General features: G+C 71.1%; 17 protein-coding genes and 1 tRNA gene. 5 read left to right on the forward strand and 13 right to left on the reverse strand.

Going from position 1 to position 24,748, the window contains the following annotated elements:
- Positions 1–39: 39 nt before the first annotated feature.
- Positions 40–127, reverse strand: a tRNA-Leu gene (locus OG521_06040).
- 236 nt (positions 128–363) lie between these two features.
- Between OG521_06040 and OG521_06045 the strand changes: the two genes are divergently transcribed.
- A complete protein-coding gene (locus OG521_06045) occupies positions 364–1,671 on the forward strand; it encodes a DUF2254 domain-containing protein (GenBank protein WUW20372.1) in 1,308 nt (435 codons plus the stop codon).
- A gap of 250 nt (positions 1,672–1,921) precedes the next feature.
- Here the strand turns inward: OG521_06045 and OG521_06050 are convergent, their stop codons facing one another.
- From OG521_06050 to sucC, 3 genes are all read right to left on the reverse strand, one after another.
- On the reverse strand, positions 1,922–3,490 hold the full coding sequence (locus OG521_06050) for an aldehyde dehydrogenase family protein (GenBank protein WUW20373.1): 1,569 nt from the start codon (positions 3,488–3,490) through the stop codon (positions 1,922–1,924).
- Positions 3,491–3,630: 140 nt separating this feature from the next.
- On the reverse strand, positions 3,631–4,551 hold the full coding sequence (sucD, locus tag OG521_06055) for a succinate--CoA ligase subunit alpha (GenBank protein ID WUW20374.1): 921 nt from the start codon (positions 4,549–4,551) through the stop codon (positions 3,631–3,633).
- Between the two features lie 11 nt (positions 4,552–4,562).
- Complete coding sequence (gene sucC / locus OG521_06060) at positions 4,563–5,696, reverse strand: ADP-forming succinate--CoA ligase subunit beta (GenBank protein ID WUW20375.1); 1,134 nt, start codon at positions 5,694–5,696, stop codon at positions 4,563–4,565.
- Between the two features lie 166 nt (positions 5,697–5,862).
- On the opposite strand from sucC, the gene OG521_06065 reads away from it, so the two are divergent.
- The 4 genes from OG521_06065 to OG521_06080 all read left to right on the forward strand — a co-directional run bounded on the left by OG521_06065 (position 5,863) and on the right by OG521_06080 (position 12,396).
- On the forward strand, positions 5,863–7,545 hold the full coding sequence (locus tag OG521_06065; GenBank protein WUW20376.1) for a thiamine pyrophosphate-binding protein: 1,683 nt from the start codon (positions 5,863–5,865) through the stop codon (positions 7,543–7,545).
- A gap of 16 nt (positions 7,546–7,561) precedes the next feature.
- A complete protein-coding gene (gene frc, locus OG521_06070; GenBank protein WUW20377.1) occupies positions 7,562–8,791 on the forward strand; it encodes a formyl-CoA transferase in 1,230 nt (409 codons plus the stop codon).
- A gap of 2 nt (positions 8,792–8,793) precedes the next feature.
- Complete coding sequence (locus tag OG521_06075; protein WUW20378.1) at positions 8,794–10,932, forward strand: acetate--CoA ligase family protein; 2,139 nt, start codon at positions 8,794–8,796, stop codon at positions 10,930–10,932.
- Between the two features lie 69 nt (positions 10,933–11,001).
- Complete coding sequence (locus OG521_06080) at positions 11,002–12,396, forward strand: OFA family MFS transporter (GenBank protein WUW20379.1); 1,395 nt, start codon at positions 11,002–11,004, stop codon at positions 12,394–12,396.
- A gap of 81 nt (positions 12,397–12,477) precedes the next feature.
- Here OG521_06080 and OG521_06085 read toward each other — a convergent pair whose 3' ends face one another.
- From OG521_06085 to OG521_06125, 9 genes are all read right to left on the reverse strand, one after another.
- A complete protein-coding gene (locus OG521_06085; GenBank protein ID WUW20380.1) occupies positions 12,478–13,665 on the reverse strand; it encodes a sugar phosphate isomerase/epimerase in 1,188 nt (395 codons plus the stop codon).
- 64 nt (positions 13,666–13,729) lie between these two features.
- On the reverse strand, positions 13,730–15,127 hold the full coding sequence (locus tag OG521_06090; GenBank protein WUW20381.1) for an alkaline phosphatase family protein: 1,398 nt from the start codon (positions 15,125–15,127) through the stop codon (positions 13,730–13,732).
- Positions 15,124–16,299 carry a metabolite traffic protein EboE gene (gene eboE / locus OG521_06095; GenBank protein WUW20382.1) on the reverse strand — a complete coding sequence of 392 codons (1,176 nt, stop codon included), beginning with the start codon at positions 16,297–16,299 and terminating at the stop codon, positions 15,124–15,126. The genes OG521_06090 and eboE overlap by 4 nt, the downstream gene beginning before the upstream one ends.
- 4 nt (positions 16,300–16,303) lie before the next feature.
- Complete coding sequence (locus OG521_06100; GenBank protein ID WUW20383.1) at positions 16,304–17,152, reverse strand: TatD family hydrolase; 849 nt, start codon at positions 17,150–17,152, stop codon at positions 16,304–16,306.
- Entirely contained in the window at positions 17,152–17,841 is a 690-nt protein-coding gene (locus OG521_06105) for an EboA domain-containing protein (GenBank protein ID WUW20384.1), read from the reverse strand. Before OG521_06105 ends, OG521_06100 begins: the two co-directional genes overlap by 1 nt.
- Positions 17,838–18,725 carry a sugar phosphate isomerase/epimerase gene (locus OG521_06110; GenBank protein WUW20385.1) on the reverse strand — a complete coding sequence of 296 codons (888 nt, stop codon included), beginning with the start codon at positions 18,723–18,725 and terminating at the stop codon, positions 17,838–17,840. Before OG521_06110 ends, OG521_06105 begins: the two co-directional genes overlap by 4 nt.
- On the reverse strand, positions 18,722–19,621 hold the full coding sequence (locus OG521_06115; protein WUW20386.1) for a UbiA family prenyltransferase: 900 nt from the start codon (positions 19,619–19,621) through the stop codon (positions 18,722–18,724). The genes OG521_06110 and OG521_06115 overlap by 4 nt, the downstream gene beginning before the upstream one ends.
- On the reverse strand, positions 19,618–20,736 hold the full coding sequence (locus OG521_06120) for an inositol-3-phosphate synthase (GenBank protein WUW20387.1): 1,119 nt from the start codon (positions 20,734–20,736) through the stop codon (positions 19,618–19,620). The genes OG521_06115 and OG521_06120 overlap by 4 nt, the downstream gene beginning before the upstream one ends.
- A 117-nt stretch (positions 20,737–20,853) precedes the next feature.
- Positions 20,854–24,603, reverse strand: coding sequence for a ThuA domain-containing protein (locus OG521_06125; GenBank protein WUW20388.1), 3,750 nt, complete (start codon positions 24,601–24,603; stop codon positions 20,854–20,856).
- Positions 24,604–24,748 lie beyond the last annotated feature (145 nt).

Here is a 24,748-nt window from a genome sequence, read left to right on the forward strand (position 1 = left end):
AGAAGAGCCAGGGTATTCAGTGAATACCCTGGCTCTTCGTGGTGTCCGAGGGGGGACTTGAACCCCCACGCCCGATAAAGGGCACTAGCACCTCAAGCTAGCGCGTCTGCCATTCCGCCACCCGGACCAGGTGGTCGGCCCCGGTCTCCCGCGGCGACAAAGAAAACAATACCAGGGGTTTGGGGTCGCCCTCACCTGTATATCCGGTGGTCAGTGCGGTGCCGGCGGCTTCGGCGGCGCCTCGCGCGTTCTGCGCCCCGCAGGTCATGCACGGTGCGTCGCCGGCTGCGTACGTGCAGTGCGTCCGGAGGGTCGGTGGCGGGTTCCGCCGGTGCGCGGGCGGGCCGGGTTACGTTCGCGGGCATGAGTGATCGCGGCTACCGGCCACCCCGCGCGCTGTCGCCCCTGCGCGAGCACCTGCGCGAAACCTTCTGGTTCGCCCCGACCCTGACGCTGATCTGCGCCGTCGCGCTCTGGTTCATCGCCTCGGCACTCGACGAGCAGATCGTGACCTACCTCCAGGAGGAGCAGGCGTACGACGAGATCAAGGACCTGGTCTCGATCGCCGAGGACACGCAGACGATCGTCGTCACGATCAGCACGGCGATGATGACCTTCATCGGTGTGGTCTTCAGCATTTCGCTGGTGGCCGTCCAGATGGCGAGCGGGCAACTCACGCCGCGGGTGGTGCGGATTTTCGTGCGGAGCCGGATCAGCAAGCTCACGCTCTCCGTCTTCCTGGCGACGTTCGTGTTCTCGCTGCTGGTCCTCAGCTCGTACGAGAGCACGGTCGATCCGCGCCGCGTCGTGTCCGTCCCGTTTCTCCAGAGCATCCTGACCGCCGTGCTCGTCGGGCTCAGCCTGCTGCTCTTCATCGCGTACGTGAGCGCCACGCTGCGGTTGATGCAGGTCGGTCCCGTCGTCGACCGGATCACGCGGGACTCCTTCCATGTGCTGCGGCGGATGCCCGTCGGCGGGTCGCACGAGGAGGCGCTTCCCCCGGAAACCGGGCAGATCCTGCACGAGGGGCGGGCCGGGGTGCTGCGGGACGTGAACGTGGCGCGGCTGGTCCGGGCTGCCCGGCAGCAGGGCGTGGTGCTGCGGCTGATCCCCCGGCTCGGGGACTTCGTCGTGCCGGGCACGCCCGTGCTGGCAGTGCACGGCGGTACCGCAGCGCCGCCCCGGCGCGCGCTGCGGTACACGGTGTCCGTAGGGGTCGAGCGCACGCTCCACCAGGACCTGGCGTTCGGGCTGCGGCAGCTGTCGGACATCGCGCTGCGGGCGCTGTCGCCGGCGGTGAGCGATCCGACCACCGCCGTGCAGTGCCTCGACCGGATCGTGCAGTTCCTCGCGGCCGTGTCGGGGCTCCCCCTCGGCGCCGTCCACCACCGGGACCGCAAGGGGATGGTGCGGCTCGTTCAGGACGTGCCGGGATGGGTGGACCTCGTGGATCTCGGGTTCGAGGAGATCCGGCGGTGCGCGACCGACAGCCCGCAGGTGACGCGGCGGCTGCTGGCCGGCATCGATGACCTGGCGCTGCTGGCCGGGCCGGAGCGGCAGGGTCCGCTGCTCCGGCACCGTGCGCTGCTGGTACAGGCGGTGGAGCGCACGATGCCGGAGGCCGCCGAGCGGGAGTTCGCGCTGCTGCCCGACCGGCAGGGGATCGGGTAGGCGGCCCCGCCTAGGGTCTTTCGTTTGGATCAGGCCGGATCAGGGAGCGGGGTCCGGTGCGTGCGGCTGCAAGGCGGAGGAGGGAGTCGGATGGGGTCTCCCCTGCTCGAGCGAAGCCGAGAGCTTGGGGAAGGAGCATGGGCGACCGACGACAACGCGGGAGGGGGCCCCTCCCTGCTCGAGCGAAGTCGAGAGCTTGGGGGAGCGCGTGCCGGGGCCCGCGAGCCCGGCATGATCCAAACGAGAGGCCCTAGATCAGGTGGTGGTCCGGGAAGTTGCCCGGCAGGCGGTCGTCCGCCGGGCCGTCGGTCACGGCCCGGACCAGGAGTTCCCCGCCGACGAACGCCCCGCGCCAGGAGGCCCCGAAGCCGCCGAAGAGCTCGTCGCGGTCGCCCCGGGAGCGGGGTGTGCCGTGGCCGACCTTGAAGGCGCGGATCTGCGGGGCCAGCCTGTCGTACGTCGCGGGGTCGTCGGTCGAGAGGGTGGCGACCAGGGCCCCGTTGGACGCATTCATCGCGGCCAGCAGCTCCGCCTCCGTGTCGACCAGGACGATCGTGTCGACCGGGCCGAAGGGTTCCGCGTGGTGCAGCGGGGAGGACGGGGGCGGGTTGAGGAGCGTGACCGGGTGGAGGTACGCGGAGGTGTCCTGCCCGGGGAGGAAGCGGCCGTCGGACGTGGACGCGTCGGCGCGGTGAAGCGGGATCGCGCCGCGGTCGATCGCCTCCGCCACCTGGTCGGCCAGTTCCTTGGCCTTGGCCGCGTTGATCAGCGGGCCGAAGTCCAGCGCCGGGAGGGGGTCGGCCGGGTCCGCCACGGCGAGCGGATGGCCCACGCGCAACGAGCGGACCGCGGGGAGGTAGGCCGCCAGGAACGCGTCGAACGCGCTGCGCTGCACGACGAAGCGGGGGTAGGCGGTGCAGCGCTGCTTCCCGTAGTCGAAGAGCTTCGGGATCACGGCGGTCAGCGCGTCCCAGTCCGTGTGGTTCCAGATGCCCCAGGTGTTGAGCCCCTCCTGTTCGAGGATGTGCCGCTTGCCGAGGTCGGCCACCGCTGTGGCGATACGGGCTCCGGTGTCGCGGCCCCCGACGAAGGAGACGCAGCCGATCTCCGGTGACCGCACCAGCGCCTCGGAGAGTTCGCCCCCGCTGCCGCTGACGAGGGTGAGGGGGACGCCCTCGCGGGCGGCGAGCGCGCAGGCCAGGGTCAGGCAGGCCACGCCGCCGTCGGTGGGGGTCTTCGCGATCACCGCGTTGCCGGCCAGGGCCTGGACGAGCATCGCGTGGACCAGCACGGACATGGGGTAGTTCCAGCTGGCGATGTTGGAGACCGGGCCGGGGAGCGGGGTGCGGTCGACGAGCATCCGGTCGATGTGGTCGACGTACCACCGCACGCCGTCGATGGCCCGGTCCACGTCCGCCTGCGCGAGGCGCCAGGGTTTGCCGATCTCCCAGACGAGGAGGAGGGCCAGCAGTTCGCGGTGCTCGGTCAGGGCGTCGAGGGTCGCTGCCACGCGGGCGCTGCGCTCGGGGAGCGGGAGGTGGCGCCAGGCGCGGTGCTGGTCGAGGGCGGCACGGACGGCACGGGTCGCGGTGGGGGCGTCGAGCCGGGGCGGGGCCGCGATGGGGGTGCCGTCCACGGGGGTGGTGGCGGGGAGCACGCGGCCGTCGCGCTGCCAGGTGGAGGCCCAGAGGTTCAGGACGCGGTCGTCCTGGAAGGCCTCGGGGGCGGTGGCCAGGCAGCGGGTCCAGGCGTCTTGCCAGGCCGTGCCGGGTTTGAGGGTGGGGGTGGGGGTGGGGTCGGTGGAGTTGCTGGGTGCCATTCGGTCTCCGCTCTCGGTGCACAGTCGGGGCGGGGTGGTGCCGGGTGGTGCGGGGTGGTGCGGGTGGGGAGCGCCTGCGGCGGGCCTTTTCCCCTGCCCGCCCCTTCCCGTAGCCGGGGCTCCGCCCCGGACCCCGCGCCTCAAACGCCGGCGGGGCTGGATTCGGCCGGGGGCAGCGCCCCCGGGAGCAGGCGGGTCCTTGCCAGGTCGGCCGTCTCCGTGGGGGTCGAGCCGACCGCCACACCCGCCGCCTCCAGCGCGCTCCTCTTCGCCGCCGCCGTGCCCGACGCGCCCGAGACGATCGCGCCCGCGTGCCCCATCGTCCTGCCCTCGGGGGCCGTGAAGCCCGCGATGTAGGCGATCACCGGCTTGGTGACGTGGCGGGCGATGTGGGCCGCGGCCCGTTCCTCCGCGTCGCCGCCTATCTCGCCGATGAGGACGATCAGTTCGGTGTCGGGGTCCTCCTCGAAGGCCGTGAGGCAGTCGATGTGCGTGGTGCCGATCACCGGGTCGCCGCCGATGCCGACCGCCGAGGTGAAGCCGATGTCGCGGAGTTCGTGCATCAGTTGGTAGGTGAGCGTGCCCGATTTGGAGACCAGGCCGATGCGGCCGGGGGCCGGGGCGATGTCGGGCGGGATGATGCCCGCGTTGGACTGGCCCGGGCTGATCACGCCGGGGCAGTTGGGGCCGATGACGCGGGTGGAGCCGGCTCTGGCGTGGGCGTGGAAGGCGACCGCGTCGTGGACCGGGATGCCCTCGGTGATGACGACCGCGAGGGCGATGCCCGCGTCCACCGCCTCGATGACCGCCGACTTGGCGAAGGGGGGCGGGACGAAGACGATCGTGACGTCCGCGCCGGTGGCCGTCATGCCCTCCTGGACCGTGCCGAAGACCGGGACGGTTGTGCCGTCGACGTCCACGGTCCGGCCCGCCTTGCGCGGGTTGACGCCGCCGACGATCCGGGTGCCGGCGGCGAGCATGCGGCGGGTGTGTTTCATGCCCTCGGCGCCCGTCATGCCCTGGACGAGGACCCTGCTCTCCTTGGTGAGGTAGATGGCCATGTCCGCTCTCCCTATGCCGCGTCGGCGAGTCGGGCGGCGCTCAGCGCGGCGCCGTCCATCGTGGTGGACTGCTGGACCAGCGGGTGCGCCCGTGCGTCGAGGATCGCCCGGCCGCGGGCTGCGTTGTTGCCGTCGAGGCGGACGACGAGCGGTTTCGTCAGGCGTACGGTCTCCAGTGCCTGGACGATGCCCTCGGCCACCGCGTCGCAGGCGGTGATCCCGCCGAAGACGTTGACCAGGACCGAGGCCACGTCCGGGTCGGAGAGGACGACGGAGAGTCCGTCGGCCATGACGCGGGACGAGGCGCCGCCGCCGATGTCCAGGAAGTTGGCGGGCCGTGCGCCGCAGCCGGCGACGACGTCCAAGGTGGACATGACGAGTCCGGCGCCGTTGCCGATGATCCCGACCTCGCCGTCGAGCTTGACGTAGTTGAGCCCCTTCGCGGCCGCCTCGGCCTCCAGCGGGTCGGCGTGCGGGTCATCGGCCCCGGCACTCCAACGGGGCTGACGGAAGCGGGCGTTGTCGTCGAGTGTCACCTTGCCGTCCAGCGCGACGATCCGGCCGTCGGTGGTCAGGACGAGCGGGTTGACCTCGACCAGGAGGGCGTCCTCCCGGCTGAGGACCTGCCAGAGCCGTGCCAGGACACCGGCCGTCTCCGGTGGCAGTCCGGCCGCCGCGGCGATCTCACGCGCCTTGTCGTCCGTCACGCCTTCCACCGGGTCGACCGGGATGCGGGCCACCGCGTCCGGGTGGTTCGCGGCCACCTCCTCGATCTCCATCCCGCCCTCGGCGGACGCGATGGCGAGGAAGGTGCCGGCCGCCCGGTCCAGTACGTAGCCGACGTAGAACTCGGCCTCGATGTCCATCTGTTCGGCGAGCATCACCGTGCGGACCGGGTGGCCCTTGATGTCCATGCCGAGAATGCGGCGTGCGGTGAGAGCCGCCGCCGCGGGGTCGGCGGCCGTCTTCACCCCGCCCGCCTTGCCCCGGCCACCGGTCTTGACCTGGGCCTTGACGACGACGCGGCCGCCGAGCCGAGTGGCCGCCCCCTGCGCCGCGCCCGCGCTGTCGACGACCTCGGCGCGCGGTACCGCTATGCCGTGTTCCGCGAAGAGTTGCCGTGCCTGGTGCTCGTACAGATCCATAGCCACTCCCGATCGTGCCGATTGTGAAAGTGCCGCACGCCCCCTGGACACCACCCACCGGATGCGGGATAACAAGGTTCATACAGTATTCGTCGACTGTATGCAATGTACCGCGGGAGCACCGGACCGGCTCCCCGCACTCCCCTACGAAGGGACAGGGATCTTCATGCCCGAGGACAGCCAGGACCTCATTTCCGGTGGGCACTTGGTCGCGAAGGCGTTGAAGGCCGAGGGGGTGGAGCGCATCTACACCCTCTGCGGCGGCCACATCATCGACATCTACGACGGCTGCGTCGACGAGGGCATCGAGGTCGTCGACGTACGCCACGAACAGGTCGCCGCCCACGCCGCCGACGGCTACGCCCGGATCACCGGCAAGCCCGGGTGCGCCGTCGTCACCGCGGGGCCGGGGACGACGGACGCGGTGACGGGCGTCGCGAACGCCTTCCGCGCCGAGTCACCGATGCTGCTGATCGGGGGTCAGGGGGCGCACAGCCAGCACAAGATGGGCTCGCTCCAGGACCTCCCGCACGTCGAGATGATGGCGCCGATCTCGAAGTTCTCCGCCTCCGTGCCGGACACCGCGCGCGCCGCCGACATGGTGTCGATGGCGTTCCGCGAGTGCTACCACGGGGCGCCGGGTCCGTCCTTCCTGGAGATTCCGCGCGACGTGCTGGACGCCAAGGTGCCGGTGTCCAGGGCCCGGGTGCCGCAGGCCGGGCAGTACCGGGCCTCGACCCGCTCGCCCGGTGACCCCGCCGCCGTCGAGAGGCTGGCCGATCTGCTGGTCCACGCGGAGAAGCCGGCGATCCTGCTGGGCAGTCAGGTGTGGACCACCCGGGCGACGGACTCCGCGACCGAACTCGTACGGACGCTGAACGTCCCGGCGTACATGAACGGGGCGGGCCGCGGCACCCTGCCGCCCGGCGATCCGCACCACTTCCAGCTCTCGCGCCGCTACGCCTTCTCCAACGCCGACCTCATCATCATCGTGGGGACGCCCTTCGACTTCCGGATGGGCTACGGCAAGCGGCTCTCCCCCGACGCCACCGTCGTACAGATCGACCTCGACTACCGCACGGTCGGCAAGAACCGGGACGTCGACCTCGGGATCGTCGGTGACGCGGGCCTGGTCCTCAAGGCCGTCACCGAGGCCGCGAGCGGGCGGCTCAACGGCGGCGCGGTCAAGCGCAAGGCCTGGCTGGAGGAGCTGCGCGCCGCCGAACAGACCGCGATCGAGAAGAGGTTGCCGAGCCTGAGGTCGGACGCGTCGCCGATCCACCCCTACCGGCTGGTCAGCGAGATCAACGAGTTCCTCACCGAGGACTCGATCTACATCGGGGACGGCGGCGACATCGTGACCTTCTCCGGTCAGGTCGTGCAGCCGAAGTCGCCCGGGCACTGGATGGACCCGGGGCCGCTCGGCACGCTCGGGGTGGGGGTGCCGTTCGTGCTGGCCGCCAAGCAGGCCCGGCCGGACAAGGAGGTCGTGGCGCTCTTCGGTGACGGCGCGTTCTCCCTCACCGGGTGGGACTTCGAGACGCTGGTCCGCTACGACCTGCCCTTCGTCGGCATCGTCGGCAACAACTCCTCGATGAACCAGATCCGTTACGGCCAGAAGGCCAAGTACGGCGACGAGCGGCAGCGGGTCGGCAACACCCTCGGGGACGTCCACTACGACAAGTTCGCCCAGATGCTGGGCGGTTACGGCGAAGAGGTCCGCGACCCCGCCGACATCGGACCGGCGCTGCGGCGGGCCCGCGAGTCCGGGCTGCCGTCCCTGATCAACGTCTGGGTCGACCCGGACGCGTACGCCCCCGGAACCATGAACCAGACCATGTACAAGTAGCAGAGGAGCGGTTGGCATGACCAAGGCTCTTGAGGGCGTGCGCGTCCTCGACATGACGCACGTACAGTCCGGCCCCTCCGCCACCCAGCTGCTCGGCTGGCTCGGTGCGGACGTGGTGAAGCTGGAGGCTCCGAGCGGCGACATCACCCGCAGGCAGCTGCGCGACCTGCCCGATGTCGACTCCCTCTACTTCACGATGCTCAACTGCAACAAGCGGAGCATCACGCTGAACACCAAGAGCGCACGCGGCAAGGAGATCCTCACCGAACTCATCCGCCGCAGCGATGTGATGGTGGAGAACTTCGGGCCGGGGGCAGTCGACCGCATGGGGTTCACCTGGGAGCGGATCCAGGAGATCAACCCCCGCATCGTGTACGCCTCCATCAAGGGATTCGGTGAGGGCCCGTACACCGCCTTCAAGGCGTACGAGGTGGTCGCCCAGGCGATGGGCGGCTCGATGTCCACCACCGGGTTCGAGGACGGGCCGCCGCTGGCCACCGGTGCGCAGATCGGCGACTCCGGGACCGGGATCCACGCCGTCGCCGGCATCCTGGCCGCCCTGTACCAGCGCGAGAGCACCGGCCGGGGGCAGCGCGTCAACGTCGCCATGCAGCATGCCGTCCTCAATCTGTGCCGGGTGAAGCTGCGCGATCAACAGCGTCTCGAACACGGCCCGTTGGCCGAGTATCCGAACGAGGACTTCGGCGACGAGGTGCCGCGCAGCGGCAACGCCAGCGGTGGCGGGCAGCCCGGCTGGGCGGTGAAGTGCGCCCCCGGCGGGCCCAACGACTACGTGTACGTGATCGTGCAGCCCGTCGGCTGGCAGCCGCTCGCCTCGCTGATCGGGCGGCCCGAACTGGTGGAGGACCCAGAGTGGGCGACGCCGGAGGCCCGGCTGCCCAAGCTCGGCAAGATGTTCCAGCTCATCGAGGAGTGGTCGTCCACGCTCCCCAAGTGGCAGGTCCTGGAACAGCTCAACGGCCACAACATCCCGTGCGGCCCGATCCTGTCCACCAAGGAGATCATGGAGGACGAGTCGCTGGCCGCCAACGAGATGGTCGTCCGGGTCGAGCACCCCGAGCGCGGCACGTTCACCACCGTCGGCAGTCCGCTGAAGCTGTCCGACTCCCCCGTCGACGTGGTGACGTCACCACTGCTCGGCCAGCACAACGAAGCGGTGTACATCGGCGAACTGGGCCTCGGTGACGAGGAACTGCGGCTGCTGAAGACGAGCGGAGTCATCTGATCATGGTCGAGTCACAGGATCGCGAACAGGTCAGGCAGCTGCTCGAATCCGTCCGGGCGGCCGGGCGCACGGCGCTCACCGCGCCCGAGGGCAAGATCGTGGCGGACGCGTACGGGATCGTGGTGCCCGGCGAGGAGCTGGCCCGGGACATCGACGAGGCGGTCGCCCACGCGGACCGGATCGGCGGGCCCGTCGTACTGAAGATCGTCTCGCCCGATGTGCTGCACAAGACGGACGCCGGCGGGGTCATCGTCGGGGTGGAGGGCGCCGCGCAGGTTCGGGAGGCGTTCCGCCGCATCGTCGGAAACGTGCGGGCGTACGCGCCGGACGCGCGGATCGACGGCGTGCAGGTGCAGCAACTGGTGCCGCCCGGGCAGGAGGTCATCATCGGCGCGGTGACGGACCCGACGTTCGGCAAGGTCGTCGCGTTCGGTCTGGGCGGCGTGCTGGTGGAGGTGCTGAAGGACATCACCTTCCGGCTGGCTCCGGTCACCGCGGACGAGGCGCTGTCGATGCTCGACTCGATCGGCGCGGCGGAGGTCCTGCGCGGGGTGCGCGGCGCCCCGCCCGTGGACCGGTGGGCGCTGGCCGAGCAGATCCGGCGGGTGTCCCGACTGGTGGCGGACTTCCCGGAGATCGCCGAGGTCGACCTGAACCCGGTGATCGCCTCCCCGGAGGGGGCCGTCGCCGCCGACATCCGGATCCTGCTGTCCACGGAGGTGGTGAAGGAGCGCCGGAAGTACGGCCGGGAGGAGATCCTCGCCTCGATGCGCCGGCTGATGGAGCCGCGCTCGGTCGCCGTGATCGGGGCGTCCAACGAGGCCGGGAAGATCGGCAATTCGGTGATGCGCAATCTCATCGACGGCGGCTTCGCCGGGGAGATCCATCCGGTGAACCCGCGGGCCGATGACATTCTGGGCCGCAAGGCGTACAAGAGTGTCACGGACGTTCCCGGTGAGGTGGATGTGGCGGTCTTCGCGATCCCGGCCAAGTTCGTGGCGTCGGCGCTGGAGGAGGTGGGCCGCAAGGGCATCGCGAACGCGGTCCTCATCCCGTCCGGCTTCGCCGAGACCGGTGAACAGGCCCTGCAGGACGAGATCGTGGCGATCGGCGAGCGGTACGGGGTGCGGCTGCTGGGGCCGAACATCTACGGCTACTACTCCACGTGGCAGGACCTGTGCGCCACGTTCTGCACCCCGTACGACGTGAAGGGCGGGGTGGCGCTGACCTCCCAGTCCGGTGGCATCGGCATGGCGATCCTCGGCTTCGCCCGTTCGACGAAGACCGGTGTCTCGGCGATCGTCGGGCTCGGCAACAAGTCGGACCTGGACGAGGACGATCTGCTGACCTGGTTCGGCGAGGACCCGCACACCCAGTGCATCGCCATGCACCTGGAGGACCTCAAGGACGGGCGCGCGTTCGTGGAGGCGGCGCGGGCGACCGTACCGAAGAAGCCGATCGTGGTGCTCAAGGCGGGGCGGACGAGCGCGGGGGCGAAGGCCGCGGGTTCGCACACCGGTGCGCTGGCCGGCGACGACGCCGTGTACGACGACATCCTGCGTCAGGCGGGGGTGATCCGGGCGCCGGGGCTCAACGAGATGCTGGAGTACGCGCGGGCGCTGCCGGTGCTGCCGGCGCCGAAGGGCGACAACGTCGTCATCATCACCGGCGCGGGCGGTTCGGGTGTGCTGCTGTCGGACGCGATCGTGGACAACGGCCTGTCGCTGATGGAGATCCCGCCGGATCTCGACTCCGCGTTCAAGGCGTTCATCCCGCCGTTCGGCGCGGCCGGCAACCCGATCGACATCACGGGCGGTGAGCCGCCTTCGACGTACGAGGCGACGATCCGGCTCGGTATGGAGGACCCGCGCATCCACGCGCTGGTCCTGGGCTACTGGCACACGATCGTCACTCCGCCGATGGTCTTCGCCGAGCTGACGGCCCGGGTGGTCCAGGAGTTCCGGGACCGCGGGATCGAGAAGCCGGTCGTGGCGTCGCTGGCCGGTGACACCGAGGTCGAGGAGGCCTGCGCGTATCTCTTCGAGCGGGGCGTCGTCGCCTACCCCTATACCACCGAGAAGCCGGTCGCGGCGCTCGGTGCGAAGTACCGCTGGGCAAGGGCCGCGGGGCTGCTGACCTGACCCTTCCCAGGCACGAGGAGTTTGGACAGGGGGCGCTGGCCAGGTTCTTTCGAAGCCAAGGGGAGATTCATGAGCACAGACGGACAACCGGGCGCGTCAGCCGTCGCGTACCGGGAAGTGACGGACAGCAAGGGCCGGATCTACCGGGTCGGCGAGTCGGACCGCAGCATCCTCGGTCACAGCCGGAAGACCATGGTGTACCTGCCGTGGATCGCGATGATGGCCATCAGCGTGTCGGAGTACGCCTACGGATCCGCGGAGGACACCCTCTCCGAGGCGCATGGCTGGACACAGAGCAACACCTTCTGGATTCTCAGCGTCTGGGTCTTCTTCCAGGCGGGCATCGCGTTCCCCGCCGGGTGGCTGCGCGAGAAGAACATCCTCACCGCGCGCCGCGCCATGTTCATCGGCGCCGCGCTCTGTCTGGTCGGCTTCCTCGCGCTCTCGCACGTCGACAACGTCCTCGGCGCGATCTGCGGCTTCGGCGTCGTCGGCGGGCTGGGGTCCGGACTCATCTACGCCACCTGCATCAACATGGTGGGCAAGTGGTTCCCGGAACGGCGCGGCGCGAAGACCGGATTCGTCAACGGCGGTTTCGCATATGGTGCGTTGCCCTTCATCTTCATCTTCAACTACGCCTTCGACACCAGCAACTACAACGAGGTGCTGGACCTCATCGGCCTCTACGTCCTGATCGTCGTGGCGGTCTGTGCCTGGTTCTTCAAGGACCCGCCGAAGAACTGGTGGCCCTCCGACATCGACCCGCTGAACTACACGGGCAACGCCAAGAGTGCGGCGAGCCTGGCGAAGAACCCTCCGGCGTCCAAGCAGTACACGCCGCAGGAGGCCATCAGGACGGGCATGCTGCCCCTGATGTGGATCACCATCGTCCTGACGGCCGGGGTGTCCATCTTCGGGATCTCCTTCCAGGTGGACTACGCGAAGGAGGTCGGCTTCGGTCCGCTGGTCGCGGCGTCGTCCATGGGGGTCATGGCCGTCATCAACGGGGTCGGCCGCGCGGTCGTCGGCTGGCTCTCGGACATCTGGGGCCGCAAGCTGACCCTGGTGTTCGTCATCGTCGTGCTGGGTCTCGCCCAGTTCGGCGTGATCTGGGCCGGGAACATGCACAGCGAGTGGCTGTTCCTGTTCTTCGCCTTCCTCTCCGGCTTCGGCGGCGGTGCGTTCTACCCGATGTTCGCCGCCCTGACCCCGGACTACTTCGGGGAGAACTACAACGCCACCAACTACGGCCTCGTCTACAGCGGCAAGCTGATCAGCGGACTGTTCGGCGGTGGTCTCGGCTCGATGGTGGTGGACTCCTGGGGCTACGACGGCGCCTATGCGCTGGCCGGGGCCATCTCCATGGTGGCGGCCTGCATCGCGCTGATGCTGAGGCAGCCGGGGCGGCCGCGGGTGCGGGACATCGTCCCCAATCCGCAGCCGGTCAGCCGGGAGGTCGTCTAGGGGCGACGAACTCTGCCCCGCGTACGCCGGGCCTCCCCGCACAGACAGGTGCGGGGAGGCCCGGCGTACGCGGCTGCCGTCCTACTTGCGGAGCGCCGCCATGCCCTGGTAGCTGATCTTCGCCTGCTTCAGGGACTGCGCGAGGTCCGTCGAGCTCGGTGCGGTGTCCTGCTCGACCATCGGGTTGCGGTAGTTCGTCTCCCCGACGCGGCTGAAGAAGGTCCGGTAGTCGATGACCCCGGTGCCGAAGGGGACCATGTCGTAGCCGTCGCCGCTGGCCGTGTTGATGATGCCGTCCTTGGCGTGGAACAGCGGGTAGCGCTTGTTGTAGCGGCGGACCACGGCCGCGGGGTCGAAGACGTTCTCCCGGACCGATCCGTCGAGCGCGGTGTAGGTGTGGAACTTGTACTGGGCGACGTGTGCCCAGTAGACGTCCATCTCCAGCCACACGGTCTTCGGGTCGGTGACCTTCAGGAAGTACTCCAGCTTGCGGACGCCCGAGCTGCGGGTGGGCCGGCCCTGGTCGTCCAGCGGGCCGCCGTCGAGCAGGAAGCCGTAGGCCGCGTCGTGGTTGTGGGTGTACAGCTTGATGCCCTCGCGGTGGGCGATCTTGCCCAGCGCGTTCCACTTGTCGGCGGCCACGTCCCAGTCGGCACGGTAGGCGCTGCCAGTGGGGTCGCCACCGGTGCCCATGTGGTCCATGCCGAGGATGTTGGCTATTTCGAGGTGCCGCTTGAACGTGTCCAGGTCGCTCTGGCTGAGCGGCCAGGACCCCGGGATGAAGCCGTGGTTGCCCTGGGCCCGCAGCCCGTAGTCGTCCAGCCACGAGCGCAGCAGCTTCGCGCCCTCCACCGTCTCCAGGTTGCTGCCGCCGGGCGCGTTGGCGTGCTGTCCGTAGCCGGCGAACTCGACCTGCTTGTAGCCGTAGCGGGCCAGCTCCTTGAAGACGTCACGGAAGCCCGAGGGAAGGGTGGTGCTGAGCGGGTCCCGGCCCGTGGCGTCGCGCACGGTGTACAGGATGATGCCCCGCTTCGACGGCGGGACCAGTGCCTGGCCGTGCCCGTGACCGTGCCCGTGGTCGTGCTCGTGGCCGTGGCCGTGCCCCTGGTGGGAGGCGGGCTGCGCGAAGGCCGGTGATGCGCCGAACACGGGGGCGGCGATCGCCGCTCCCGTGACGGCGGTGCAGGTGCTGAGGAAGCGGCGGCGGTTGATGCCGAGGCTGCGGCGCAGGGCGCCGTCCGTTCCGGATGCGTCGTTGAACTCGGTCACGGTCTCTCTCTTTCTCGAGGATGCGCACTACGGGGGTGTGCGCAGCGCTGTGCTCGGACCGGTCTCACGCGAGGCCGGCCAGCGTGAGGAGCAGGGACTTCACTTCGGTGGCCCGGACGGGGCCGGTGAACGCGTGGGGGGTGGAGCAGAGGATGAGCGGACCTTCGTCTTCGCTCAGCGGGAGGCGGCCGTGGCTGCCCCGGATGGGTGACGGATCGAGCGGCACGACCGCCATGCGGTAGCGCATGCCGAGCTTCTTGCGGGCGACCGCCGTGACCGCCTTGACCCGTACGTACGGGTCCTGCGGGTCCATGAAGAGCTCGACGGGGTCGTAGCCGGGTTTGCGGTGGATCTCGACGAGCTGGGCGAAGTCGGGCGCCCGGGCGTCGTCGAGCCAGTAGTAGTACGTGAACCAGGCGTCCGGTTCCGCGACGGCGACCAGCTCCCCGGAGCGGGGGTGGTCCAGGCCCTGGGCCTTCTTGCCCTCGTCGTCCAGGAGCTGCTCGATGCCCGGGAGGTCCGCCAGGGCGGCGCGGGCCGCTTCGAGGTCCTCGGGGCGGCGTACGTAGATGTGGGCGATCTGGTGGTCGGCCACGGCGAAGGCCCGGGACGTCATCGGGTCCAGGTACTCCATGCCGTCCTGGGTGTGGACCTCCAGGAGTCCGGCCCGGCGCAGCGCCCGGTTGATGTCGACGGGCCGGTCGACGCGGGTGATGCCGTACTCGGAGAGGGCGACGACGGTGCGGCCCTCGCGGCGGGCGTCGTCCAGGAGCGGGGCGACGGCCCGGTCGAGGTCGGCGGCCGCCTTGAAGGACCTGGGGTCGTCGGGGCCGAAGCGCTGGAGGTCGTAGTCCAGGTGCGGGAGGTAGCAGAGGGCGAGGTCGGGGTGGCGGGTGTCGAGGATGTGGCGGGTCGCGTCGATGATCCACTGCGAGGAGACCAGGTCGGCGCCGGGTCCCCAGAAGTGGAAGAGGGGGAAGGTGCCGAGCTTGTCGGTGAGCTCGTCGTGGAGGGCGGGCGGGCGGGTGTAGCAGTCGGGTTCCTTGCGGCCGTCGGCGTAGTAGACGGGGCGCGGGGTGACGGTGTAGTCGGTGTCGGCCCCCATGGCGTACCACCAGCAGATGTTGGCGACGGTGTAGCCGGGGTGGGAGCGGCGGGCGGCGTCCCAGAGCTTGTCGCCCTCGACGAGTCCGTTGTGCTGGCGCCACAGGAGGACGTCGCCGAGCTCCCGGAAGTACCAGCCGTTGGCGACGATGCCGTGCTCGGCCGGGGTGGTGCCGGTGAGGAAGGTGGACTGGGCGGCGCAGGTGACGGCGGGCAGCACGGTGCCGAGCGGTGCGTGGGTGCCGGTCCGGCCCAGGGCCTTGAGGTGGGGCATGTGGTCGAGGAGCCGTGGGGTGAGTCCCACGACGTCCAGGACCAGGAGCGGGGTGGGCGAGCCGGTCGTCCCTGCGGTGGTCATGGCAGCTCCTTGAGGCCGAGGTCGACCAGGAGGTCGCGGGCGAGGGTGAGTTCGGCGGCGATGCCGTCGGCGAGCTGGGCGCGGGTGCGTGGCCGCAGCTCGGCGGGGAGTGCCTGCCAGGTGTACGTCTCGACCTCCAGGTGCCGGGTGAGCGGCCGGGCCCCGCCGACCAGGCGGGTCAGCGTGGACCGGAGCACCGGGAGAGTGGAGGTGAGCGGGGGGGCCGGCGGGGCGTGCAGGGGGACGTGGAAGTGGGCGCGCCACGGGGCGCTGTCGGGCAGGGCCTCACCGCCGACGGCCTCGTCGAGGTCGTCGGTGCCGCGCAGTCCGGCGGCGGTGGCGACGCGGGTCTGGTGCAGGAAGCGGGGTTCGGCGAAGGCGGCGAGGGCGGTGCGCACCTCGGGGAGGTGGGGGTGCTCGGCGTGCAGGGCGGCGGAGAGCTGCGCCTTGACGGCGGGGATGCCGGCCGCGGTGAGTGCGTCGAGTGCGGTGTCCGGGTCCTCGAAGGAGGTGGCGAGGTGGCAGGTGTCGATGCAGACGCCGATGCGGGCGTGGCCGACCGCGGTGAGCGGGGCGATGGCGTCGGCGGTGGTCTCGACGGTGCATCCGGGTTCGGGTTCGAGGCCGATCCGGATGGACTTGCCCGTGAGTTCGGCGAGTGCGTCGAGGCGTTCGCCGAGGGTGGTGAGCGCGGCGAGTGCGGTGCGGGCCGCCTCGGGGTCGCCCGTGTAGGGGGTGCGCCAGGCGAGCGGGAGGGTGGAGATGGTGCCTTCGGTGACGTCGTCGGGCAGCAGCGTGGCGAGGAGCCGGGCGAGGTCGCTCGTGTGGGCGAGCCGCTCGGGGTCGGTCCAGTCCGGCTTGTAGACCCGGTACTTGACCTCCTCGGCGCCGAATCCCTCGTACGGGAAGCCGTTGAGGGTGACGACTTCGAGGCCGCGGCGCTCCAGCTCGGAGCGCAGGGAGCGCAGCTGCGAAGGGTCGTTGATCAGGGTGCGGGCGGCGTCCCTGGCGAGCCAGAGGCCGATGCCGAGGCGGTCGCGGCCGAGGCGTCTGCGTACGGGCTCGCAGTGGTCGCGGAGCTGGGACCGGACACCGTCCAGGGTCTCCGCGGGGTGGACGTTGGTGCAGTACGCGAGGTGGACGACGGTGCCGTCGGGGTGGCGGAAGCGCATGGCCTCACTCCCCGCCGCGCAGGATGGAGTTGCCCTCGTGGAGCGGTTCGGGGGCGGCGGTGTCGAGGTGGAGACGGCCGCTCTGGCCGTAGAAGGCGACCGGGTTGCGCCACAGCACCTGGTCGACGTCGTCCTCGCTGAATCCGGCGGCGAGCATGGCGTCGCCCACCCGGCGGGTCTTCAGCGGATCGCTCTTTCCCCAGTCCGCGGCGGAGTTGACGAGGACCTTCTCCGTGCCGTGCAGCTTGAGGACGGCGACCATGCGGTCCTCGTCCATCTTGGTGTCGGGGTAGATGGAGAACCCGGCCCAGCAGCCGCTGTCCAGGGCGTCCTTGACCGTCGTCTCGTTGAGGTGGTCGAGCAGCACGAGTTCCGGGGCGAGGCGGGACTCGCGTACGACGTCGATGGTGCGGCGCAGGCCGGCGAGCTTGTCGCGGTGCGGGGTGTGGACGAGCGCGGGCAGTCCGTGGTCGGCGGCCAGCTGGAGCTGGGCGGCCAGCGCGTGGTCCTCGGCCGGGGTCATCGAGTCGTAGCCGATCTCGCCGACGGCGACGACGGAGTCCTTGACGAGGTAGCGGGGCAGGGCGTCGAGGACCGGGGTGCAGCGGGGGTCGTTCGCCTCTTTGGGGTTGAGGGCGAGCGTGCAGTGGTGGGCGATGCCGTACTGGGCGGCGCGGAAGGGCTCCCAGCCGAGCAGGGCGTCGAAGTAGTCGAAGAAGCTGGCGGGCGAGGTGCGGGGCTGGCCCAGCCAGAAGGAGGGTTCGACCAGGGCGCGGACCCCGGAGTCGTACATCGCCCGGTAGTCGTCCGTGGTGCGGGAGGTCATGTGGATGTGGGGGTCGAAGATGCGCATCAGGACTCCTCGGGTGAGACCGTGGGGGCGTCGGGAGCGGTGGCGGGGGCGTCCGGGCCGGGGGCCGTGAGCGCGAGGACGTGGTGCAGGCCGGCGGGGACGGGGCGGCCGGCCGCGATGCGTTCCGCCGCGAAGTCGCCGAGCATCCGGGCGAGTTCCGCGTCGCCGCGTGATCTTCGGGCCAGCTGGTCGACGGCTTCCACGGGGACGCCGGTGAACAGGCACTTGAGGACGGCGTGGCGCCAGTGGTGCGGGGCGAGGTGAACGGCGGCGTACGGCCCGACGGCCGCGGCGACCAGCGTGGTGTCGTTGGTGCGCAGGGCGTCCTCGACGAGCGGCAGGGCGGTGGCGCCGAGGTCCAGTGCGGGCAGCGTGAGCAGGACGGCGCGGCGTTCGGCGGCCGTGCCCTGCTCGTAGATGCGGGTCAGTGCGGGCAGGGTGGTGCGGGCCTCGACGAGCAGCAAGGAGCGTACGGAGTCGGCGTGTTCGAGTCCGCAGTGCCGGCCGGCGGCGGCGTACCGCAGTTCCCACGGAGGTACGGCGTAGCTGTCCGCGGGTGCGGTGTCCGGGTGGGCTGCGGCGTGGGCGGCCTCGGCGAGGGCTTCGTCGAGCCAGGCGCGCGCGGCTCCGCCGAGCAGGGTGTCGAGTTCCTTGCGGGTCAGGAGTGGGGTCGTGGGGGTGGGCGTCATGACGTGCTCCCTTCGGCGGCTGGGCCCGGGTGGCTCGGCGGGCGGTGCTTGTTGAGGAAGTCGATTGAGGTGCGGGCGAGTTCGGGGCCTGCGTGGGAGTGGCGTGGCAGCTCGACGACGGTGAGGCCGGCGTATCCGGTGTCGCCGAGCGCGTCGAGTGCGGCGAGCACGGGCGGGAAGTCGATCTCGCCGTCGCCGAAGGGCAGGTGCTCGTGGACACCGCGGCGCATGTCCTCGATCTGGACGTGCCGCAGCCAGGGGGCGGCGTCGCGCACGCAGTCGACGGGCAGGGCGGGCTCCAGGCACTGGCAGTGGCCGATGTCGAGGGTGAGCCCGAGGGGCTCCGGGTCGCCGCACAGCACCCGCAGGTGGTGGAAGTCCGCGAGGTTGGCGAGGAGGTGTCCGGGCTCCGGTTCGATCGCGAGGGGCACCCCGGCCCGGTCCGCCGCGTCCAGGACCGGGCCGAGGGCGTCGGTGAGGCGCTGCCACGCGGTGTCGGGCGCGGTGTCCGGCGGGGTGACGCCGCTGAAGCAGTGGACGGCGTGGGCGCCGAGTCCGGCGGCGACGTCGACGGCCCGGACGAGCAGCGCGGTGCGGGCCGCGCGGGCCTCCGGGTCCGGGTCCAGCAGCGAGGGGCCGTGCTTGCGGCGCGGGTCCAGGACGTAGCGGGCGCCGGTCTCCACGGTGACTCCGAGCCCGAGTTCCCGGAGCCGGTCGGATACCCGCCGGGTGCGGGCTGCGAGGTCCGGGGCCATCGGGTCGAGGTGCATGTGGTCGAGGGTCAGGCCGACGCCGTCGTAGCCGAGGTCGGCGAGGAGCCCGAGGGCGTCGTCGAGGCGGAGGTCGGTGAGCCCGTTGGTGCCGTAGCCGAGGCGGAGTGTCATGTGGGGCTCACCTTCCGGGAGAGGGCGCGGGCGAGCGGGACGAGGCCCATGACGGCGAGCCCCGTACCGGCGGCTCCGGCGCGTGCGGCCAGGGCCGCCTGGAGCGGGATCATCGCCCGGATGCCGCTGCCGACGGCGCGCTGGGTGAGCGGCGGCGACGGGTTGAGCGCGGCGTGCGCGAGGGGCCGGGCCGTGGTGCGGACGTAGGCGCCGGTGAGCGCGGTGACCAGCAGCCGGGCGGGGGCGCCCCGCGCCGTACCCCGGGAGGTGTGTCCCTCGCGCACCACGGCGCCGCCGATTCCGGCGACGGCCGCGAGGGCGGCGAGGGGTGCGGTGGTGGATCCGCCCTGTGTCTCGTGGCGGGAGACGGTGGTGACCGCGTAGGTGTGGGCGCCGAGCAGGGCGGCGGGCACGGCGGCGCGGGCCGCTGCGCGGGGTGCGGCCTGTCCCGCCGCGGTGGCCGTCGCTCCCAGCAGCAGGTCGAGGCCGCGCGCCGCCGCCATCGCGGCCGGACCCGCCGGGGTGTGCTTGAGACGGAGGTCGTACGCCCAGACGGTGGCCGCGAGGCCGGTGGCCACGCCCAGCGCCGGGCGGCCGGCCCGGGCGGCGAGGGCGAGGCCCGCCGCGGTCAGGGCGCCGGCCGCCGTGAGCGCGGCCCGGGGCGTGATCCGGCCCGAGGGGATCGGGCGGTGCGGGCGGTCGACGGCGTCCTCCTCGCGGTCCGCCCAGTCGTTGAGGGCCATGCCCGCCTCGTACAGGCAGAGCGAGGCGCCCACCGCCAGCGCGGTGGAGCGGTCGGGGCGCCGTCCGGCGGCGGCCGCACCCGCGAGTGCGTCGCCCGGGACGGTGAAGAGTGCGGAGACCCTGAGCAGTTCCGCCCAGGCGCCTGCCGTCACTTCTCCCCCCGCAGGCGCTCGGCGAAGGCCAGCAGCGCGAGGTACTGCTCGGACAGGGCGGCCGGTCCGCCGTCCGGGTCCTTGAAGTAGAAGCCGAGCTCGGGCCGCGGGCCGGTCAGGCCCGCTTCGTGGGCGCGGGCCAGCAGCCGGGCCAGGTCGAGGACCAGGGGCGCGGCGAGCGCGGAGTCGCAGCCCTGCCAGGTGGTCTGGAGGACCATGCGGGCGCCGAGGAACCCGTCGAAGGCGATGTGGTCCCAGGCGGTCTTCCAGTCGCCGAGCGCCGGGACGTCGTCGATGTGGACCTCGCCCTCGGGGGCGGCGCCGAGGGTGTCGGCGAGGACGCGCTCCTTGCCGGCGTTCTTCGCCGCGGCGGCGGCCGGGTCGGCAAGCGCTGCCCCGTCGCCGCCGCCCAGCAGGTTGGTGCCGGACCAGGCCCGTACGGGCAGGGCGCGCTGCACGAACATCGGGGCCAGGACCGAGCGCAGCAGGGTCTGGCCGGTCTTGCCGTCGCGGCCGGCGTGAGGAAGTCCGGCGGCCGCGACGGCGTCCTGGAGGGCGGGCGCGCGCAGCCCGGTGGAGGGGGTGAAGTTGACGTACGGACAGCCGGCCCGGAGCGCGGCGGCGGCGTAGAGCGAGCTGGCGGGCAGCCGCTCGGCGTCGGGGGCGGGTGCCGGTTCGGTGGAGGACACGTTGACGACGACGGTCCTGGCCAGATCGTTGCGGCGGCCGAAGTCGGTGAGGTCGGCGGCGAACGCGGTGATGAGCTCCTCGTCCGTGCGGGTGTCGCCTGGGACGGGTCCGCCGGGCCGTATCTCCGCGTCGGCGGCGGCGAGTTCGGCCCGGACCGCCGACGGGAGTCCGTGCGGCAGCACTCCCCCGGCGGCGAGCGCCTCGGCCCGTTTGGGGAGGGGGCAGTCCAGGGTGTCGTGGCCGCCGAAGACGAGGGAGGTCACGGGTGGCAGGCCGCTGTCGGCGAACGGGGCGGTCTCGGTGACCATGCCGGCGGCCGGGTGGAGTCCCGCCGCGACCGCTGCGCACCCCGCCGTGGCGGTGGTGGCGACGGAGCCGCGTGCTCCGATGAACCAGACTCCGGTACGAACGGCGTGTGCTGACACGGGCTGCCTCCCTGGCTGGGGGTCCTGGCTGGGCAGAGCTGATGGCGCTGTACTGGAGGGGCCGGGGACGGCGGGCGGGGTGTGAGGCCCCGCCCGCCGCCGGCCGGGTGGACTGCCCTACGCCGAGGGCAGTTCCCTGAGCTGGATGTCGCGGAAGGAGACCTGGTCGTCCGCCCCGTGGTTCTGGAGGCCGATGTAGCCGTCCTTGAGGCTGCGGACCGGGTCGGTGTTGGTGAAGTCGTTGATCTTCACTCCGTTGAGGAAGATCTGGAGCCGTTCACCCTGCACCTTGATCTCGTAGCTGTTCCACTGCCCCGGCGGGCGCAGCACCTGGTCGCGGGCCTTGGTGTTGGCCGCCTTGAAGGTGTAGACGGAGCCGGTGGTGCGGTCGACGGCGTCGGAGGCGTCGATCTGGACCTCGTAGCCGTTGTTCACCGCGGACCAGGGGTCGTCCGACTCCGGGAAGCCGACGAAGACTCCGGAGTTGTCGTCCCCGGCCATCTTCCAGTCGAGCTTCAGGGAGTACGACTTCAGCTCCTTGGCCTGGTAGGTCAGCAGACCCATGCCGCCTTCGGAGCGCAGCTCGCCGTCGACCACGTCGAACTTCCCGGGCCCGGCCTGCTTCCAGCCTTCGAGCGTCTTGCCGTTGAAGATCGACCGGTAGCCGGTGTCGGGCTTGCAGTCGCCCTTGACCTGGCCGGCGGCGTAGCGCACCCCGCCGAGCAGCAGCTTGCGGAAGTCCGCGTCGGCGTACGACTCCTTGGTGTGGCCGAGGCCGGTGTAGAAGGAGCGGCCGCCCTCGTAGGCCTGGCACCAGGTGATCGGGTGGTCACCCTTCATGGTGCCGCCGGTGTAGGTGGTCTCGTCGAGGGTGGCGAGGACCTTCACCTTGTCGCGCGGGTTGGTGCGGTAGTTGTACAGCTCGTCGGTGCGCTCCCAGGCGTCGCCCAGGTGGGCGGTGGCCGGGTGCTTGTGGTCCTCGACGCGGACCGTGACGGGCTGGATGGCGGGGTGGCCGGAGAAGTACGCGCCGACGAGTCCGCCGTAGAAGGACCAGTCGTACTCGGTGTCGGCTGCGGCGTGGACGCCCATGTAGCCGCCGCCGGTGGCGATGTAGTTCTCGAAGGCCTTCTGCTGGTCGGCGTTGAGGACGTCACCGGTCGTCGACATGAAGACGACGGCGTCGTAGCGGGCCAGGTTCGGGGTGGTGAACTGGCCGGCCTCCTCGGTGGCGTCGACCGTGATGTTGCTGTCCTTGCCGAGTTCCTTGAGTGCGGCGATGCCCTCGGGGATCGCGTCGTGGCGGAAGCCGGCGGTCTTGGAGAAGACCAGGACCCGCTTGGCGGTCTTGTCGGGCGGGGTGTTGGAGAGCTCGAAGTCGTCGATGTCGTAGAGGGCGCCCGCGCCGGTGCCGCCCTTGAACACCAGGAAGAGCTCGGTGGCCTTCTTCGGCACGCCCCGCAGGGGTACGTCGATGTCCTGGAAGGTCTCCCAGCCACCGGTCACCGGTACGGGTGCGGAGCCGAGGATCTTCCCGGTCGCCGAGCCGGACCGCACCTCGAGGAAGCCGCCCGCGCCGCCGGAGGCGATCCGCGCGGTGAGCTTGGTGGAGTCGCCGAGGATGTACGGCTTGAAGGAGATCCAGTCGTCGTTGTCGATGTCGCCGACGGTCTTGCCGCCCTCGGCGTTCGCCTTGTCGTACGTCTTGATGCCGGACGAGTCGTTGAAGTGCTCGGCCTGGCGGTGGCGCGGCTGGAGCTGCGACTGGTCGTGGCCGGTCAGTGCGGCCTGGCCGCCGCCCCCGCCGTCGGTGTACGAGGCGTCGATGACACCGAAGATGTTGGCGTTGGGGTCGTGGCCGCCGTCCATCTCGGTCTTGATGGTGCCGGTGCAGCCGTGGGCCGAGGTGATCGGGTGGCCGTGGCTGTCGTGGCCGAGGACGAAGCGGACCTCGATCTTGGAGCAGTCGACGGTGCCGTCCTCGGGATCGGTGACGGTGACCTTGAACGGGATCTCGTCGCCGAAGGTGAAGAGCTGCCCGTCACCGGGGAGTTCCAGGTTCACCTTGGGCGCCGTGTTGCCGACGGTCACGTGGACGCTGGCCGATCCGGTGCGCCCGGAGGGGTCCGTGGCGGTGACGGTCGCGGTGTAGGTGCCGTTCTTCTTGTACGTGTACGCGGGGTTCGCGGCGGTGGAGGTTCCTCCGTCGCCGAAGTCCCAGGCGTACGTGAGGGCGTCGCCGTCCCCGTCGGCGGTGCCGGCCGAGGAGAACTGCACCTTCAGCGGCGCGGTGCCCGATGTCTTGTTGGCGGTCGCCTCGGCGATCGGGGAGCGTCCGCCGGTGGCGTTCTCGATGCGGTAGAGCGCCGAGTTCTCGTCGCCGCCGAACCAGGAGAGGCCGTAGTCGAGGACGTAGAGCGCCCCGTCGGGACCGAAGGCCATGTCCATGATCTGGGTGCCGGACCACGGGATGTCGTTGATGGACTCGACCTTGCCGTCGGCGTCCTGCTCGATCCGCTTGATCCACTGCCGGCCGAACTCACCGGCGAAGAAGTCGCCGTCGTAGGCCTCGGGGAACTTCACGGGCGAGTCGAGGTCGGCGTCGTAGTGGTAGACCGGTCCGCCCATCGGGGACTCCGAGCCGGTGCCGAACTCCGGGACCGACGCGCCGTCGTACGGGATCCAGGCGGCCTGGGCCGGCGGCAGGTCGACGAGGCCGGTGTTGTGCGGCGAGGTGTTCTTCGGCGCCGCGCAGTCGAAGGCCGCGCCGGAGGTCTTGGTGGCGAAGTCGTAGTCGATGAACGGGTCGTTGTTGCCCGTGCAGTACGGCCAGCCGAAGTTGCCGGCCTTCGTCACCCGGGCGAACTCGACCTGTCCGGCCGGTCCGCGCTTGGGGTCGGCCGCACCGGCGTCCGGCCCGTAGTCACCGACGTAGACGATGCCGGTGGCCTTGTCGACGGAGAAGCGGAACGGGTTGCGGAAGCCCATCGCGTAGATCTCGGGGCGGGTCTTGTCCGTCCCCGGCGCGAAGAGGTTGCCGTCCGGGACGGTGTACGAGCCGTCGTCGGCGACCTTGATGCGCAGGATCTTGCCGCGCAGGTCGTTGGTGCTGCCCGCGGAGCGGCGGGCGTCGAACGCCGGGTTGCGGTCCGGGCGCTCGTCGATGGGGCTGAAGCCGTCGGAGGCGAAGGGGTTGGAGTCGTCGCCGGTCGACAGGTACAGGTTGCCGTCCGCGTCGAAGTCGATGTCGCCGCCGACGTGGCAGCACATGCCGCGGGACGTCTGGACGTCGAGGACCTTCTTCTCGCTGCCGAGGTCGAGCGTGCCGTCCTCGTCGAGGACGAAGCGGGACAGCCGGTTGACCCCGTCGAAGGGGGCGAAGTCGGCGGCGGTGCCGGTCTCGGGGGCGTCGCCGGCGGGCGTGTCCAGCGGGGGCGCGTAGTAGAGGTAGATCGCCCGGTTCTCGCTGAAGTGCGGGTCGACCCCGATGCCCTGGAGGCCTTCCTCGTCGTGCGAGTAGACGGGGAGGACGCCGGAGATCCGGGTGTTGCCCGAGCTGTCGGTGATGCGGAGCTCGCCGCTGCGCGAGGTGTGCAGCACGCTGCGGTCGGGGAGCACGGCCAGCGACATGGGCTCGCCGGTCTCGGCGGCCCCCTTGGCGAGGGTGACCTGCTGGAAGTCCTCGGCGGCCGGGGCGGGGTCGGGGTGCTCGTCGTGGGCGACGGCCGTGCCCGAGGTGGCGCCCAGGCTGAGGGTGGCGGCGGCGAGGAGGCCACCGGTGAACAGTGCGAGTGATTTACGGAGGCGGAGCCTGGTTCCGGACCCCGTGCGGGTCCCTGATCCGGTCCTGCTTCTGGTTCTGTGCACGAATGTCCTCCGGGGTGTGCCGGTGGTACGGGCGGGTGCTGCCGATCCGTGGTGCGCGGGGACTGCCGCGCTGGTCAGCCGGGGCCTGTGTGGCTCCGGTGACGGGAGTTATGTCATATACACGCATTGGACGGTAGACCTGTTC

The sequence above is a fragment of the Streptomyces sp. NBC_01463 genome (assembly GCA_036227345.1).
In the GTDB taxonomy this organism is placed as follows: domain Bacteria; phylum Actinomycetota; class Actinomycetes; order Streptomycetales; family Streptomycetaceae; genus Streptomyces.